This is a genomic window from Bradyrhizobium erythrophlei, assembly GCF_900142985.1.
Classification (GTDB): domain Bacteria; phylum Pseudomonadota; class Alphaproteobacteria; order Rhizobiales; family Xanthobacteraceae; genus Bradyrhizobium; species Bradyrhizobium erythrophlei_B.
This window is the reverse complement of the sequence record NZ_LT670849.1, coordinates 6,852,871-6,866,289: the sequence shown is the minus strand read 5'-3', so window position 1 is coordinate 6,866,289 and position 13,419 is coordinate 6,852,871. Positions and strand designations below refer to the sequence as shown.

Below are 13,419 nucleotides of genomic sequence, written 5' to 3'. Positions count from 1 at the left end.
TCACACGGACCGGCCGTCGCGGGCGAACAGTCCGGACGGCATGAACAGGAGAATGACGATCAGTACGACCATCCCGACCGCGTCCTTGTAGGCGGTCGAAATCAGCATGCCTGAAAATGTTTCGATGATCCCGAAGACCAGTCCACCGATCATGGCGCCCGCGACGCTGCCGAGTCCGCCCAGCGTCGCCGCGACAAATGCCTTGATGCCGGTCATGAAACCCATATTGAACGATGCAAAGAACAGCGATCCCAACAGCACGCCGGCAGCACCCGCCATCATGCCGGCGAGAGCGAACGTATACGTTGTTGTGCGATCGACATTGACGCCCATCAGGCGGGCGGTGTCGGGATCCTGGGCCGCCGCCTGCATGGCAATACCGAGCGTGGTGTAACGGAAGAAGATGATCAAGCCGCCCATGATGAGGCCACTCAGCACCACGATCCATACGAGTTGCGGCGACACCGCGAAGCCGGCAAAGACCAGTCCCTTCGACGCGAACAGGGTCGGATAGCGCAGCGGTTCCGATCCCCAGACCAGGCGCGCGACATTTTGCAATACGATCGAGACGCCGAGTGTCGCGATCATGATGTTGATCAGCGAGACCCGCAGCAGACGCAACTTCCGATAAATGAAGAACTCGATGCCGACCGAAATCAGGCCACCGCCGATGGTCCCTGCGAGCAGCACGAGCACGAACGGCAGATTGTGCAGCCAGTAGGCGCTCAGGCCCATCATCGAGCCGATCATCAACATTTCGCCCTGTGCGAAGTGAAGGATGTCGGTGGAGCGGATGATCATCGAGATACCGAGCGCGATCAGACTGTAGATGCAGCCGATCGCTAGCCCGCCAAGCGTGGTCTGAACGAATTGATCGAGTGTCATCCGCGCGCTCTTTCCCGATCAGGAGCTAACGCTCGCACAAGAAAAGCAGCAAGACCAAATTGCATGCGAATGCAAAAGCAATTGGCCTATGTTTTGTGCACTGCATTCGCGTGCTTCAGCGTTGTTCCAGCGGTTTCGCCGATCGCCTTCCGCAATTGTTGCATACGTATTCAATGAAATCAGGTACTTTTGCGGACGTGTTCAAACTGACGTCGTTCCTAACCGTCGCTTTCCGGCGGTTGGCATCAAGCATGCAAGGAGCGCCTGACGCCTAGTTTCTCGCCGCGTTGCCCGGAGCCCAGCCATGAAAAAGAGAATTCAACTCGCCTTCGACTTCTCCTGGACCCACGTGGAGACGCAGTGGCGCATGCCCGGTTCCTGGCTCGACCGGCAGCATCCCAACATCGGCATGTTCGAGGAGATCGCCCGTGTCGCCGAACGCGGTGGCCTCGACATGATCTTCTTCGGCGACAGTACCGGCATTCCCTCGACCTGGAAGGATTCAATCGAGGACGCCGTCAGTTACGGGGTGGCCTGGCCGCGCTTCGAGATGAGTCCCTGGATCACGGCGATGTCGCGGGTGACGCATCATCTCGGCTTCGGCCTCACCTATGCTTCGACCTTCATGCATCCATTCTACACGGCGCGGCTGCTCAATTCGCTCGATCACATCACCAACGGCCGTATCGCCTTCAACGTGATTACCTCGCAACGTAAGGCCGACTACGCCAATTACGGCTATGATGAATTGGTCGATCATAACGAGCGCTACGAGCGCCTGGAGGAGTTCATCGATGTTTGCCGCCGGCTCTGGGACAGCGTGGCGCCGGACGCATTTGTCTGGGACCGCAAGACCGGACTGGTTGCCGATCCGGCGAAAGTGAAGGCAATCAATCACGTCGGCAAGTTCTTCAAGGTCAAGGGACCGCTGAGCGTCGTGCCCTCGCCGCAGGTCAATCCAGTCATTATCCAGGCGGGCGGTTCGCCCCGCGGCACCCGCGCGGCCGCCCATGTCGCCGATCACGTCTTCGGCCTGACCAAGAGTATTCCCTTGATGCAGCAGCAGCGAAGCGACCTCGACAACGCGTTGGTCGCCGAAGCCCGCGACCCACAGAAAGTCGGCATTCTCTGGTCGAGCCGGGCGATCGTCGGAGAAACCGAGGACGAAGCCCGTGCGCTTCGTGAAACCATGATCGCCGATGTCCCGCAGGAGGCCGTCGGAGCCTGGCTGTCGCACAATACCGGCTATGACATGTCGCTGCTTCCGCCGCGGTTTTCGCTGAAAGAGCTGAACGAGCGCATCGTCGCAGCGAATGCCTCCCCGGTCGGCTTTGTCAGCCTGCTCGCCAAACAGCACGGCGAAACTGCGGAAATCGATCGCGACGAGTTTTTCCAATATGCCCTGCGGGCCTCCACCGGCTACAATATCACGTTCGCGGGAACTGCCGCCAAACTCGCCGACCAGATGGAAGAGATGTTTGAGGCGACCGGCAGCCGCGGCGGCTTCATGCTGTCGATCGCACCCGGCGCGCCGCGGGCGATCATGCTGAACATCGTCGACCAGTTGGTGCCGGAGTTGCGACGCCGCGGCCGTTACCGGACGACGTATGAAGGCAAGACCCTGCGCGATAATCTAGCGGAATGAGGCGATCGCGCCTCATTTGCCTCACGCCGCGCTCGGTGAGCGTGCATGGAACTGGCCGTCAAGATACAGTAGCGCGTCGATCTCGTTCTGCCCTAGCTTGAGATCGCGCACCGCACCCACGAAGATGGTGTGGGAATGCACCGGGATGACGTGGGTAATCTCGCAGTCGAAGCTCGCGAGTGCGCTCGGAAGCGCCGGCGCACCCGTCACCAGCGGCACCCAGGGGCATTTCTCGAATCGCGTGGCGCGAAATTCCGGCAGGCTGAAGCGCTGCGCCAACTCCATGTCGCTGGCGCTCAACACATTGGCGCAGAATACCTTGGCGCGATCGATCGCATCGTGGCTGCTCGAGGTACGGCTGACGCAGACGAGCAGCGACGGCTCCGGCTCGGCACAGACGGAGCTGACGGAAGTTGCCACCAACCCATGAGGCGTGTCGCCCTCGATTGTGGTGACGATGGAAACGCCCGCGGCCAGCCGCCGCATTCCCCTTTTGAATAGCGTGCTATCGATCACGGCAGATAATCGCCGCGGAAATGCACCAGCGGAATGGCGCCTGGATTGCTGGAGGTTGCGACCACGCGGCCGAGAACGATGACGACGTTATAGCGTTCAATCGTCTCGACCAGCTCACAGTCGATAACCCCGACCGCCTCGGAAAGCGTCGGTGCGCCGGTCGCGAGACGGTCCCAGGCGGCCGTCGTAAAGCGGTCGGCACCCTTCAAGTCGGACTTTCCGCCAAAGATGTCCGCAAGTTCACGCTGTGCGGAAGACAGATAGTTGATCGCGAAATGGCGCGCGTCGAGGATCGTTGGCAACGCCGAGGTCCGCTTGTCGACCGATACCATCATGGTCGGCGGATCGGCGCAAAGATGCGTGGCCGAGAGGCCGAGCAGACCGGCAGGCCCGCCGTGAGAGCGGGCCGTAACGATCGTGCTTCCGGTTGCACGCTGACCGATCGCCTGCCAGAACTGTTTCATGTCGATGGACGCAGGCATATTTGGCATTTTCTTCACCGAAAGAGGGGTCTGTCGCTTGGCGCCGTCTTTAGTCGTTGAGATTGAGGCGGGCAACCTCAGGGGGCAAGATCAAATTGCATGCGTATGCAATGCGTTATTGCCAAAGTTTTGAGCAAACGTATATGCGCCCAGCATCCTATACTACACCCGAAAAACATTCTTGGTGAGACGATCAGGCCATGGCTAAGCGAGCGAACCCGAAAGCCGGAACACAGGTGACAGCTCAGGACGTAGCCCGCACGATTGGCGTTTCCCAATCGACGATTTCTCGCGCCTTCTCGATGACAGCAAGCATTTCGGAGGAGATGAAGCATCGGGTGATCAAGGCGGCCAACAAGCTCGGCTACCAACCCAACGTGATCGCCCGCAGTCTGATCACCCGCCAGACCAACATGGTCGCGATCGTGATGGCCAACCTGGTCGACCCCTTCTATCCCGTCGTGCTGGACGAGCTGGTGCAGCAGGTCCAGGCGGCCGGCTTCCAGACCTTGCTGTTCGTTCCTTCGGCCGGGCAGAAGGTCGACGATATCATTCCGAACCTGCTGCAATACCAGGTCGACGCGATCATCCTGACCTCGGCCACGATTTCGTCAGCCATGGCGCGGATCTGCGCGGCGCGTGATACGCCTGTGGTTTCCTTCAATCGCTATGTGCCCGGCCTCAAGATCCACGCTGTATCGAGCGACAATGTCGGCGGCGGGCGGCAGGTCGCGGACTATCTCGTGGCTACCGGCCATGAGCGGCTGGCATTCGTGGCCGCGCAACGCGACGCCACGACCAACCGTGACCGGCGTTCGGGATTTCTTTCGCGCCTCAAACAGCTGAAGATTGAAACCTGCTTGCAGGAGGAAGGTGGCGAATTCAGCTATGAAGCGGGATATGCCGCTGCCAAGCGGCTGTTGCGGCAAGCCAAGCGTCCGGATGCGCTTTTCTTCGCGAGCGATGTGATGGCTTTCGGCGGCATCGATGCCGCACGCGAACTCGGCCTCAGCGTGCCCGGCGATGTATCTATTGTCGGCTATGACGATGTGCCCCTGGCCGCTTTACCGAGTTACGCACTCACCACCATCCGGCAGCCGGTTCACGAAATGGCGAAGGCGGCCATGGAAATCCTGGGACTGGGCGGCGAGCGTGGCGCTGCGTCGGCGCCGGAGAACCGTATCGTCAGGGGTACGCTGATCACGCGCTCGTCGACCATGGATCGCCGTGCGGCGCGCCGTTTACGCGAGATCGCGCCGGCGTGATGGTGGCCGGGGAACAGTCGTTGCGTTGATCGCGCCAGCATCCCAAGATGCTGTTCATCTGGCGGGCGCGAACAACAGGGCCCGCTTTTTGCCGCTCGATGATCGGAGCACAACAATGAGCTATCGTATCCTTGTGCTTTACGGATCCTATCGTTCCAATCGCATGGGCATCAGGCTTGCGGACTTTCTGGTTGGCCAATGGCGCCAACACGGAGAGGACGTCGAATTGATCGATGCAAAGGCAGTTGGGTTGCCGATGCTCGATCGCATGTACAAGGAGTATCCGCGCGGACAGGCGCCGGATGCGCTCGAACGTCTGGCCGGCAAAATTCGCGACGCCGACGGTTTTGTCTTTGTCACCGGCGAGTACAACTGGGGTGTTCAGCCAGGCTTGAAAAACCTGACCGATCACTTCCTCGAGGAGTGGTTTTGGCGTCCGGCTGCGATCGCCAGTTATTCTGCCGGGCGATTTGCCGGCGCCCGCGCCGCGACCGCCTGGCACGGCACGCTTTCGGAAATGGGCATGGTCGTGACCTCGAGTACGATTTCGGCTGGACCGATTGCTGCGACGCTCTCGGCGGATGGCGAACCGATTGGTGAGGGAGGAAAGGCACTGGCGCATGCTTTCCCGCGGTTCGCAGACGACCTCCTGTGGTGGGTGGAAGCTGCGAAGACGCAGCGGCAACGCAAGCCGCCGCCGTATTGATTATCGCCTCGCGGACAAGTCCGAGCCCGCTCACGCGACATAACCGGAGACACCGTCCCATAGCAGCTTGAACGCCGTCACGACCAGCAATCCGTAGCAGACGCGATAAATCTGGCGTTGGTCCAGTGAGCCGTGAAGCCGCCACCCCAGCCATACACCGGCGGGAATCGCGAGCAGGCAAAACGCCATCAGCGTCCAGGCGTCAGCGGTTGGCCTGACCAGTAACAGCCAGGGTATCGCCTTGGTCGCGTTGCCGACCGTAAAGAACAGGCTCGTTGTGCCCGCGTAGATTTCCTTGCTGAGACCGAGCGGCAGCAGGTACATCGCAAGCGGCGGTCCGCCCGAATGCGCCACCATGGTGGTGATCCCCGAGGCAACGCCGGCGGTGATGGCCTTCGGCGTCGAGCGCGGACGAATAATCACCTTCCCGCCTGCTATCAGCCATAGGCCGACGAAGATCAACGTGGTCACGGCCATCAGGATGGCGATGGCGCGGTGGTCCAGAAAACGGAACAGCAGATAGCCAAAGGCGATGCCGGCCACGAGCCCGGGCAACAGCCGCAGCAAATCCGGCTTCGACCAGGTCGAGGGCTTCCAGTAGCGCAGCGCGAACAGATCCATCGCGATGAACAGCGGCGCGAGCAGACCGCCGGCGGTGACCGGGTCCATGACGAGCGACAGCAGCGGAATGCCGACGATGGAGAATCCGCCGCCGAACGCTCCCTTCATGAAGCAGATCAGAAAGACACCGGCGAAGGCGATCAGGATTGTAGCGACCGTCAGTTCCATGTTTGCCTCCTATGGTCAGGGCAATGCGACACCGTCGGCGCGTGCGCTCATTCGAGCGGGCCGTGGGCTCATCGACCGAAATGTTCGTGCTTCCCGGGGCAATCCGGTTGCTGCAGTTACCATGTTCCGATACAAACATCGGTGCAATCAAAACATTGTTCTCGGTGCAATATATGTCGAAGTCCGAATATCTGAGGCTGGCGGATGCGATTGCCGCGGAAATAGCTGATGGCGCGTTGAAGCCCGGCGAGCGGCTGCCTCCCCAGCGCGATTTCGCCTACGAGCGCAAGATCGCCGTCTCGACGGCAAGCCGCGTCTATGCCGAGCTATTGCGTCGCGGCCTTGTCGTTGGCGAGGTTGGCCGGGGCACCTTCATCTCAGGAGATGCGAAACGCGGCGTCGCAGCGCCCAGCGAGCCGCGCGGTATCCGGATCGACTTCGAGTTCAATTATCCGATCCTGCTCGACCAGAGCGCCCTGATCGCAAAAAGTCTCGAGGGGCTGGAGAAAACCGCGGCGCTAGACGCAGCACTCCGACAGGCAACGAGCTTCGGAACGCCGGCGGCGCGAAGCGTGGCAGCCGCGTATTTGTCACAAGACGCATGGTCCCCCTCACCCGACCAGCTGGTTTTCACGGGAAATGGCCGACAGAGCATCGCAGCAGCGCTCGCCGCCGTCGTTGCAACGGGCGGCCGCTGCGGCGTGGAGCCTTTGACTTACCCCTTCATCAAGGGCATCGCCGCGCGGCTCGGCGTTTCGCTGGTGCCGCTGGCGATGGACGAAAACGGCGTTCGGCCCGACTCGGTGCAGAAGGCGCACCGAGAGGCCCATCTCTCGGCGATTTACATCCAGCCGGTAGTTCAGAATCCGTTGGGTGTGACGATGAGCCCGGCGCGCCGCGCCGATCTGTTGCGCGTGGTCGAAAAGCTCAACCTCCCGATCATCGAGGACAACGTCTACGGTTTTCTCGACAACGAGCCACCACTCGCCGCGCTCGCACCGGACTCCTGCATTGTCATCGACAGTCTGTCGAAGAAGGCCGCGCCTGGCCTTGCGCTCGGCTTCATCGTGCCGCCGCAACGGTTGCGTGAAAGTGTGATGGCCTCGGTACGTTCGGGCGGGTGGACCGCATCGGGATTTGCGTTTGCGGCCGCGCAGCGGATGATGAGCGATGGCACCGTTGCGGAATTGACCAGACTGAAACGACTCGATGCTCGCGCGCGCCAGAAACTGGCGGCCGACCGTCTCGCGGGCTTCGAAATCCAGGCCAACGACAAATCCTATCACCTGTGGCTGACGTTGCCGGCGCACTGGCGCTCGCAGACGTTCGTCGCGGCCGCGGCCAGACGCGACATCGCCTTGACGCCTTCAACCACTTTCGCGGTCGCGCCTGGCCACGCGCCAAATGCCGTCAGGCTGGCGCTGGCGGCACCAACCATGGATCAGCTCGACAGCGGTCTGCGAACGATTGCCGCGATGCTGAATGCCAGCGAGCACGATTTCGATTCGACGGAATGATAGTGGTGCGACGCTCTAGAAGGTCGCCTTCAGCCCGGCATAGAAGGCGCGAGGACGCGCCGGGCTGAGAGATTCCGGGTTCGTAAACTGATTGCCGCCATTGGCGAAATTCGGAACCAAGGTCGTATTGAAGAAGGTGCCGTAGGTCGCATAGCGGTTGTCGAAGAGATTATCGACGCGGCCATAGATCTGGTACGTCTTGTCGATCTGGTAGGAAGCGTGAAGGCCAAAGACCGCATAAGAAGGCAGTTTCGGCGCCTGGTTGGATTCGTCTCCGACCAGATACTGACTGCTCACGAATAACGCGTCGCCGCCGACCTTGAGCGCATCCGTGATCGAATAATCGAACCCGGCCTTGATGCGATGGCGTGGAATGGCGGGGATCTGATTGCCCGGCGTGATCTGGACGTTGCCGTTATTGTCGGCGAACGGGCTGTTCGAGCCGACCTGCAGCGAATCGAGAAAACGCGCGTCGATGAAGGCGTAGCTGGCGCGAAACTGCCATCTCGACGCTTTCAGATGGGCTTCGGCCTCGATGCCTTGCCGGCGCGTCGAGCCGACATTCTGGAAATATCCGAAGCCTTGCAAGATCGGATCGGGAATCGCGAGGATGTCGTCGGTGTTGGTCGCGCGGAACCCGCCAAGCTTCCATTCGAGTGTCCCGAAGTTGAAGTCCTTTGTGCCCCGGAAACCAGCTTCGTAGGTGTGCGACACTACCTGTTTCAGCGGAGGATCGGAGACCAGGAACGCCGCGATAATGCAGGGCATCGCAGGATTGGCGCATCCGAGTTCGAGCGGGGTCGGCGCACGGTTGGATTCCGAATAGCCTGCATAGGCGGTCAACCCGGACGTGATCTTGTAGGTGCCCCCGATGATCGGATTGAACCGGTCATACGTTGAATTGCCGTTGAGCTGCGTACCGATCTGGTCCTGCAAGGAAATCCGTGCGTCGTTAAAGCGGCCGCCCGCGGTGATCGAGAAGGCTTTGGTGACGTCGAACGTATCGAGCGCGTAAAGGCCGGTGTATTGGTTGGTGGCGCGCAGCGACACCGGGCCGATCGAAACCGGATCGCCGGATTGCCCGAGAAAGATGCCGCTTCCGGCGGTGACATAGTTCGTCCCGATCGTTCCGAGCTCGGCGCTCGCGCCGAAGTGCGTCACGCTGGAATCGAAGCTTGTGCCGACGACAAACCGATTGCCGTGGCCGAGGAGCTGGTCCGTGTTGGTCGCTTGCACCGAGAAGCCGCCGGTGTTCGAGTTGGTGGTTGTGCGATCGATCTCTCCAAGGATTGAGCCGGCTGGGAACGGATTGGCAAGCTGAGCGCCATTCAGTCCGTTCGCCGGCGTGCTGCCGTCGCCAAAACACAGCAGCGCGGTGTTGGGGTCACAGGGCTGCGTCCCCGTGGGATTGGCGTCTTGGGTATGCTGCGTGAACGCGCGGAAGTGCGCGATGCCGTCGATCGTCCAGCTCGGCGAGACTTCGAATTTTCCGGTCAGGTTCACATAGCCGACCTGGTTCGCCGAAGTCTGCGGCGTGGTGTAGGTCGCTCCCCAAAATTGCTGTAGCAATTCGGCCGGCACCGTCGCAGACGCGCCGAAATTGTCGCTGGCGGCGCCCAGATTGAGATGGATTTCGTTGCCGTCATATCGATAGCCGATGTCGCCGTAGAAGCGGCGGATATCGGACGGCGAAAAGTTGCGGAAGCCGCTGTCATGCACGCCTTCCAGCGCGCCGTAGACGGCCCAGTTGCTGCCAACCTGCTGGCCCCACTGCGCTGAACCCTGGATGCGGCCGAACGAACCGCCCATGATATCGACTTCGGTACCGTGGTAGCTAAATCCATCCTTCATGCGGACGTCGACCGCACCGCCAAGCGCATTGAGACCGAAGGCCGGATTGTTGGTCACGACCGAAGCCGATTTGATCGCGGCGGTGGGTATCAGATCCCAATTGATGATGTCCCCGAATGCTTCGTTGATGCGAACGCCGTTCTGATAAACGGCCAGCCCCTGCGGCGTGCCCGCCACCGGCGAGCCGACGAAACCGCGAAACTCGATATTGGCCTGAAAGGGATTACCGGCCACGTCGCTGATGTTAACGCCTGCCACGTTCTGTTGCAGGGCATCCATGACGTTCAGGGAGCCGGTTCGCTTGATGTCGTTGCTATCGACATAATTGATGCCAGCGGGCACTTTGTCGGCATCGTTGGCCACGGTTGCCAACGGAGCGGTCGGGTAGACCGGAATTCTTTGAACCGGACGGACGATACGCCGTTCGCCGCTCGCTCGCCCCGGCTTCACGCCGGTTTGAGGCGCATCCACCTCGACCGGTGGCAGGTTCGTCACGTTGCTGTTGCTGTCCTGCGCGCAAGCCTGCCTGCCGGCGACCACCAAGGCGGCAGCCGCTATTGACGCAATACACAGGACCCGACCACCCATCCGCAATGCCCCCATCCGGCTGTTTTGCTGGTCGCCGGTCTGGAACCGATGATGTTAGTGGATGGCTTGCCGCGCGCACGCGCAAAAGGTCCCGAAACGTTCGGGAAATTTCCCGAAAAGAGTTTCTCTCACAGAGCTTGCGTGGGAACCATGGCCTCGATCGTGACGCCGCCCTCGCCCGAGGCGACGGTCAACGTTCCCCCGAGCGCCAGGATACGCTCACGCATGCCGGTGAGGCCGAGGCCGAATTTCTGGTCCGGCTTCAATCCGCGGCCATTATCGCGCACGCGAACCAGCGCGTAGTCGCGGCCGCCCTGCCCGCCCGCCGGCCGTTCCGCGGGTTCGATACTGACATTGACCGCCGTCGCGCGGGCATGACGAAAGACATTGGTCAGCGATTCCTGGACCACGCGGTAGATCGTCAGGTCCGCCGTTTCACCGGTCTCACCGAGCGACTGCGAGATCGTCGTCTCGATCGTCACGTCAGGATGGGAATTGGTCCATAACCGCTGAAGTGCACCCAGCGCCTCACGAAGCCCGAGCTCGGCCAGGCCTATTGGACGTAGCCGATCGAGAATCCGGCGCGTGAACTGCTGGAGTTCGTGCACCTGTTCCAGGATGGCGCTGCCATGTTTCCTCAGGCCTTCCGGATCCGGCAATGGCGCCTTGGTAAGCCGCATCAGCGCTCCGGCATGAACCCGCAAGGTGAAGAGATATGGCCCAAACTCGTCGTGCAATTCGCGCGCGATCTCCTCACGTTCCAGGTCTTGCAAAGATACCACGCGCTCGGCGAGTTGCCGCTTTTCTTCGACCGCCGCCCCCAGTGTGGCCGCGAGGTGATTGAGCCGGGTGCAGATCGCCGCGAGCTCGGGCGCCCCACTCGGCTCGATGTGCACGTCGTAGGAGCCGGATTCGATCCCTTTCATGGCCCGCGACAGGGCGTCCAGCGGCGCGAGCGCCCTGCCGACAACGACCATGGTAATCAGAAGAAGCGCCAATGCGACAGCCGATCCAACTTCAAGCTGGGTCAGGATGCCGTCCCAGATTTCGGCGATTTCGTCGTTCGGGATCGAAGTGATGACGAGCGCGGTCTCCTGACCGCGGATCGAAACCGGGACGCTGACCGAGGTTGTTTCGGGATGCACGAGCGTGGCAAACCATGCGGGCACCGAGCGCGCATCGTCATCTTCATCTCGAGCGTCAACCGCAGCGGCGGTATCTTGCCGTGTGATGCTGACATGACGCAGCCGCTTGAGATCGGCGATAATCTGGTTCAGCCCCGCCTCGGGGTCCGCCGTTTCGTTCAGGCCCGTGACGATGGTTTCAACGAATTCGCGCGCCAGCCGCGTGACGCTTTGGTCTTCAGCCTGGACGCGTGGGCCGGCCTCCAGCACCAGCCGCGCCACATTGACCGCGAGCCCCAATGTCAGCACCAGCGCCAGCAACACATTGATGCGGGAACGCAATGATAGTCTCTGCCACATGACGATCCCTATTGCGCCGATTTTCGGTTCCTCATCACCCGACGTTGACAGGCGAAACACGCGTCTGTCTAATCAAAGCCTATCGCATTGTCGCCGAAGTTGCATGGCTGATCGAGATTTCGCCGCCATGCAGTGCGGTGCAACAACGAAACTGTCGGTGTGAGGCGAGATGCATGCGCATTCTGATCGCAGATGATCATCCGATCGTTGCGTCCGGTTGCCGTACCGTGCTCGCCGACGAGCCGGATATCGTGTTTTTGGAAGCGCCGGATGCGGAAAGTGCCGAACGCACCTTCTCAGCCGAACATCCCGACATCTGCCTGATCGATATCAATCTGCCGACGGTATCGGGCTTCGAACTGGCGCGCCGCGTGCTGGCCAAGGACCCTCAGGCGCGCATCATCATGTTCAGCATGAACGATGATCCGGTCTATGTCGGACGCGCCATCGAAGTTGGCGCCAAGGGCTTCGTATCCAAGACAGGTGATCCCCAGGACCTGGTCGAGGCGATCCGCGAAGTCGCCAAAGGCGGCGTTTATCTTCCGTCCGCGCTGGCGCGCAGCGTGGCTTTTGCAGGCCCGACAGTTGCCAGGAACCCGTTGTCGAAGCTCAACGCGCGTGAAATGGAAATCCTGAGGTTGCTCGGCTCAGGCAAGAGCCTGTCCGAGATCGCCTGGATGGTGCACTCCCCTTACAAGACGGTCGCGAATACCTCGGCCATTATTCGACAGAAACTTGGCGTGCGATCCTCCGCGGAGCTGGTGCGCTTTGCCATCGAAAGCGGTCTGAGCTAGAGCAACGGAATAGTTGACGGCGGAGGCGCGCGATGGCGCTGCAAACGATTTCTCTTAACAAGGCTTATGGCGGCATCGAGGGCGTGTACAAGCACGCCAGCGAGCAGACCCAAACCGACATGAACTTTTCGGTCTATGTTCCGGCACACCGCGAAGGCACCAAACTCGCCGTGGTCTGGTATCTGTCGGGATTGACTTGTACCCACGCCAACGTCACCGAGAAAGGCGAATTTCGCAACGCCTGCGCGGAGCACGGGCTCATCTTCGTTGCACCCGATACCAGTCCGCGCGGCCAAAGCGTGCCGGGCGATCCCGCCAATTCCTACGATTTCGGTTTGGGCGCCGGCTTCTATGTCGATGCGACGGAAGCACCCTTCTCGCGCAATTACCGGATGTGGAGCTATGTGACCGAGGAGTTGCCGAAGCTCGTCGCCGAACATTTTCCGGTCGACTCTGGCCGGCAATCGATCATGGGGCACTCGATGGGAGGCCATGGGGCGCTGACCATCGCCTTGCGCCATCCGGGCCGCTACCGAGCGGCCAGCGCCTTTGCGCCGATCGTCGCACCCTCGCATGTGCCCTGGGGTATCAAGGCCCTCGGCGGGTATCTCGGCGACGACAAGAGCAAATGGCGCAAGCACGACGCGGTCGCTCTGATCGAGGATGGCGCCAAATTTCGTGAATTCCTCGTCGACTATGGCGATGCCGATCAATTCCTGACGGAGCAACTTCGTCCCGATCTGCTTCAGGCTGCGTGCGAGAAAGCTGGTATTCCCCTGACCTTGCGCCGGCAGAGCGGTTACGATCACAGTTATTACTTCATCTCGACCTTCATGGCCGATCATCTGCGCTGGCACGCGCAGCGGTTGGGAGCCTGATTGGCGTCCTTAAGTAGGC

Annotated in this window: 12 protein-coding genes; 6 read left to right on the top strand and 6 right to left on the bottom strand. The window is 61.0% G+C overall.

Annotation, left to right across the window (positions count from 1 at the left end; genetic code table 11):
- Positions 1 to 885 carry a branched-chain amino acid ABC transporter permease gene (locus tag BUA38_RS33015; RefSeq protein ID WP_072824691.1) on the bottom strand — a complete coding sequence of 295 codons (885 nt, stop codon included), beginning with the start codon at positions 883 to 885 and terminating at the stop codon, positions 1 to 3.
- Positions 886 to 1,189: 304 nt separating this feature from the next.
- Here BUA38_RS33015 and BUA38_RS33010 point away from each other — a divergent pair, with 304 nt between their 5' ends.
- Positions 1,190 to 2,530, top strand: a complete 1,341-nt coding sequence (locus BUA38_RS33010) for an NtaA/DmoA family FMN-dependent monooxygenase (protein ID WP_072824689.1) — start codon at positions 1,190 to 1,192, stop codon at positions 2,528 to 2,530.
- A 21-nt stretch (positions 2,531 to 2,551) separates the two neighbouring features.
- On the opposite strand, the gene BUA38_RS33005 is transcribed toward BUA38_RS33010, so the two are convergent.
- Together BUA38_RS33005 and BUA38_RS33000 are read right to left on the bottom strand one after the other, a co-directional pair.
- Complete coding sequence (locus BUA38_RS33005; protein WP_244553125.1) at positions 2,552 to 3,016, bottom strand: flavin reductase family protein; 465 nt, start codon at positions 3,014 to 3,016, stop codon at positions 2,552 to 2,554.
- A 26-nt stretch (positions 3,017 to 3,042) separates the two neighbouring features.
- The gene (locus BUA38_RS33000; RefSeq protein WP_072824685.1) at positions 3,043 to 3,537 is read right to left on the bottom strand and encodes a flavin reductase family protein; all 495 of its coding nucleotides are present in this window, start codon (positions 3,535 to 3,537) and stop codon (positions 3,043 to 3,045) included.
- A 191-nt stretch (positions 3,538 to 3,728) separates the two neighbouring features.
- Between BUA38_RS33000 and BUA38_RS32995 the strand changes: the two genes are divergently transcribed.
- Positions 3,729 to 4,793, top strand: a complete 1,065-nt coding sequence (locus BUA38_RS32995) for a LacI family DNA-binding transcriptional regulator (RefSeq protein WP_072824683.1) — start codon at positions 3,729 to 3,731, stop codon at positions 4,791 to 4,793.
- Between the two features lie 115 nt (positions 4,794 to 4,908).
- A complete protein-coding gene (locus BUA38_RS32990) occupies positions 4,909 to 5,499 on the top strand; it encodes an NADPH-dependent FMN reductase (protein WP_072824681.1) in 591 nt (196 codons plus the stop codon).
- A gap of 30 nt (positions 5,500 to 5,529) precedes the next feature.
- Here BUA38_RS32990 and BUA38_RS32985 read toward each other — a convergent pair whose 3' ends face one another.
- On the bottom strand, positions 5,530 to 6,288 hold the full coding sequence (locus BUA38_RS32985; protein ID WP_072824679.1) for a sulfite exporter TauE/SafE family protein: 759 nt from the start codon (positions 6,286 to 6,288) through the stop codon (positions 5,530 to 5,532).
- 173 nt (positions 6,289 to 6,461) lie between these two features.
- Between BUA38_RS32985 and BUA38_RS32980 the strand changes: the two genes are divergently transcribed.
- A complete protein-coding gene (locus BUA38_RS32980) occupies positions 6,462 to 7,805 on the top strand; it encodes a PLP-dependent aminotransferase family protein (protein ID WP_072826627.1) in 1,344 nt (447 codons plus the stop codon).
- Between the two features lie 15 nt (positions 7,806 to 7,820).
- On the opposite strand, the gene BUA38_RS32975 is transcribed toward BUA38_RS32980, so the two are convergent.
- Together BUA38_RS32975 and BUA38_RS32970 are read right to left on the bottom strand one after the other, a co-directional pair.
- Positions 7,821 to 10,244 carry a TonB-dependent receptor gene (locus BUA38_RS32975; protein ID WP_156898837.1) on the bottom strand — a complete coding sequence of 808 codons (2,424 nt, stop codon included), beginning with the start codon at positions 10,242 to 10,244 and terminating at the stop codon, positions 7,821 to 7,823.
- Between the two features lie 128 nt (positions 10,245 to 10,372).
- On the bottom strand, positions 10,373 to 11,728 hold the full coding sequence (locus BUA38_RS32970; RefSeq protein ID WP_072824674.1) for a histidine kinase: 1,356 nt from the start codon (positions 11,726 to 11,728) through the stop codon (positions 10,373 to 10,375).
- 173 nt (positions 11,729 to 11,901) lie between these two features.
- On the opposite strand from BUA38_RS32970, the gene BUA38_RS32965 reads away from it, so the two are divergent.
- Both BUA38_RS32965 and fghA read left to right on the top strand, forming a co-directional pair.
- Positions 11,902 to 12,522 (top strand): response regulator transcription factor, encoded by a 621-nt coding sequence (locus tag BUA38_RS32965; RefSeq protein ID WP_072824672.1) that lies wholly within the window; start codon positions 11,902 to 11,904, stop codon positions 12,520 to 12,522.
- A gap of 32 nt (positions 12,523 to 12,554) precedes the next feature.
- Positions 12,555 to 13,400 (top strand): S-formylglutathione hydrolase, encoded by an 846-nt coding sequence (gene fghA, locus BUA38_RS32960; RefSeq protein ID WP_072824671.1) that lies wholly within the window; start codon positions 12,555 to 12,557, stop codon positions 13,398 to 13,400.
- Positions 13,401 to 13,419: the final 19 nt, after the last annotated feature.

Excerpts from the sequence above, each read along its gene's own strand:
- BUA38_RS33015 (WP_072824691.1), bottom strand. The coding sequence starts at position 885 with ATGACACTCGATCAATTCGTTCAGACCACGCTTGGCGGGCTAGCGATC.
- BUA38_RS33010 (WP_072824689.1), top strand. The coding sequence starts at position 1,190 with ATGAAAAAGAGAATTCAACTCGCCTTCGACTTCTCCTGGACCCACGTG.
- BUA38_RS33005 (WP_244553125.1), bottom strand. The coding sequence starts at position 3,016 with ATGCGGCGGCTGGCCGCGGGCGTTTCCATCGTCACCACAATCGAGGGC.
- BUA38_RS33000 (WP_072824685.1), bottom strand. The coding sequence starts at position 3,537 with ATGCCAAATATGCCTGCGTCCATCGACATGAAACAGTTCTGGCAGGCG.
- BUA38_RS32995 (WP_072824683.1), top strand. The coding sequence starts at position 3,729 with ATGGCTAAGCGAGCGAACCCGAAAGCCGGAACACAGGTGACAGCTCAG.
- BUA38_RS32990 (WP_072824681.1), top strand. The coding sequence starts at position 4,909 with ATGAGCTATCGTATCCTTGTGCTTTACGGATCCTATCGTTCCAATCGC.
- BUA38_RS32985 (WP_072824679.1), bottom strand. The coding sequence starts at position 6,288 with ATGGAACTGACGGTCGCTACAATCCTGATCGCCTTCGCCGGTGTCTTT.
- BUA38_RS32980 (WP_072826627.1), top strand. The coding sequence starts at position 6,462 with ATGTCGAAGTCCGAATATCTGAGGCTGGCGGATGCGATTGCCGCGGAA.
- BUA38_RS32975 (WP_156898837.1), bottom strand. The coding sequence starts at position 10,244 with ATGGGTGGTCGGGTCCTGTGTATTGCGTCAATAGCGGCTGCCGCCTTG.
- BUA38_RS32970 (WP_072824674.1), bottom strand. The coding sequence starts at position 11,728 with ATGTGGCAGAGACTATCATTGCGTTCCCGCATCAATGTGTTGCTGGCG.
- BUA38_RS32965 (WP_072824672.1), top strand. The coding sequence starts at position 11,902 with ATGCGCATTCTGATCGCAGATGATCATCCGATCGTTGCGTCCGGTTGC.
- fghA (WP_072824671.1), top strand. The coding sequence starts at position 12,555 with ATGGCGCTGCAAACGATTTCTCTTAACAAGGCTTATGGCGGCATCGAG.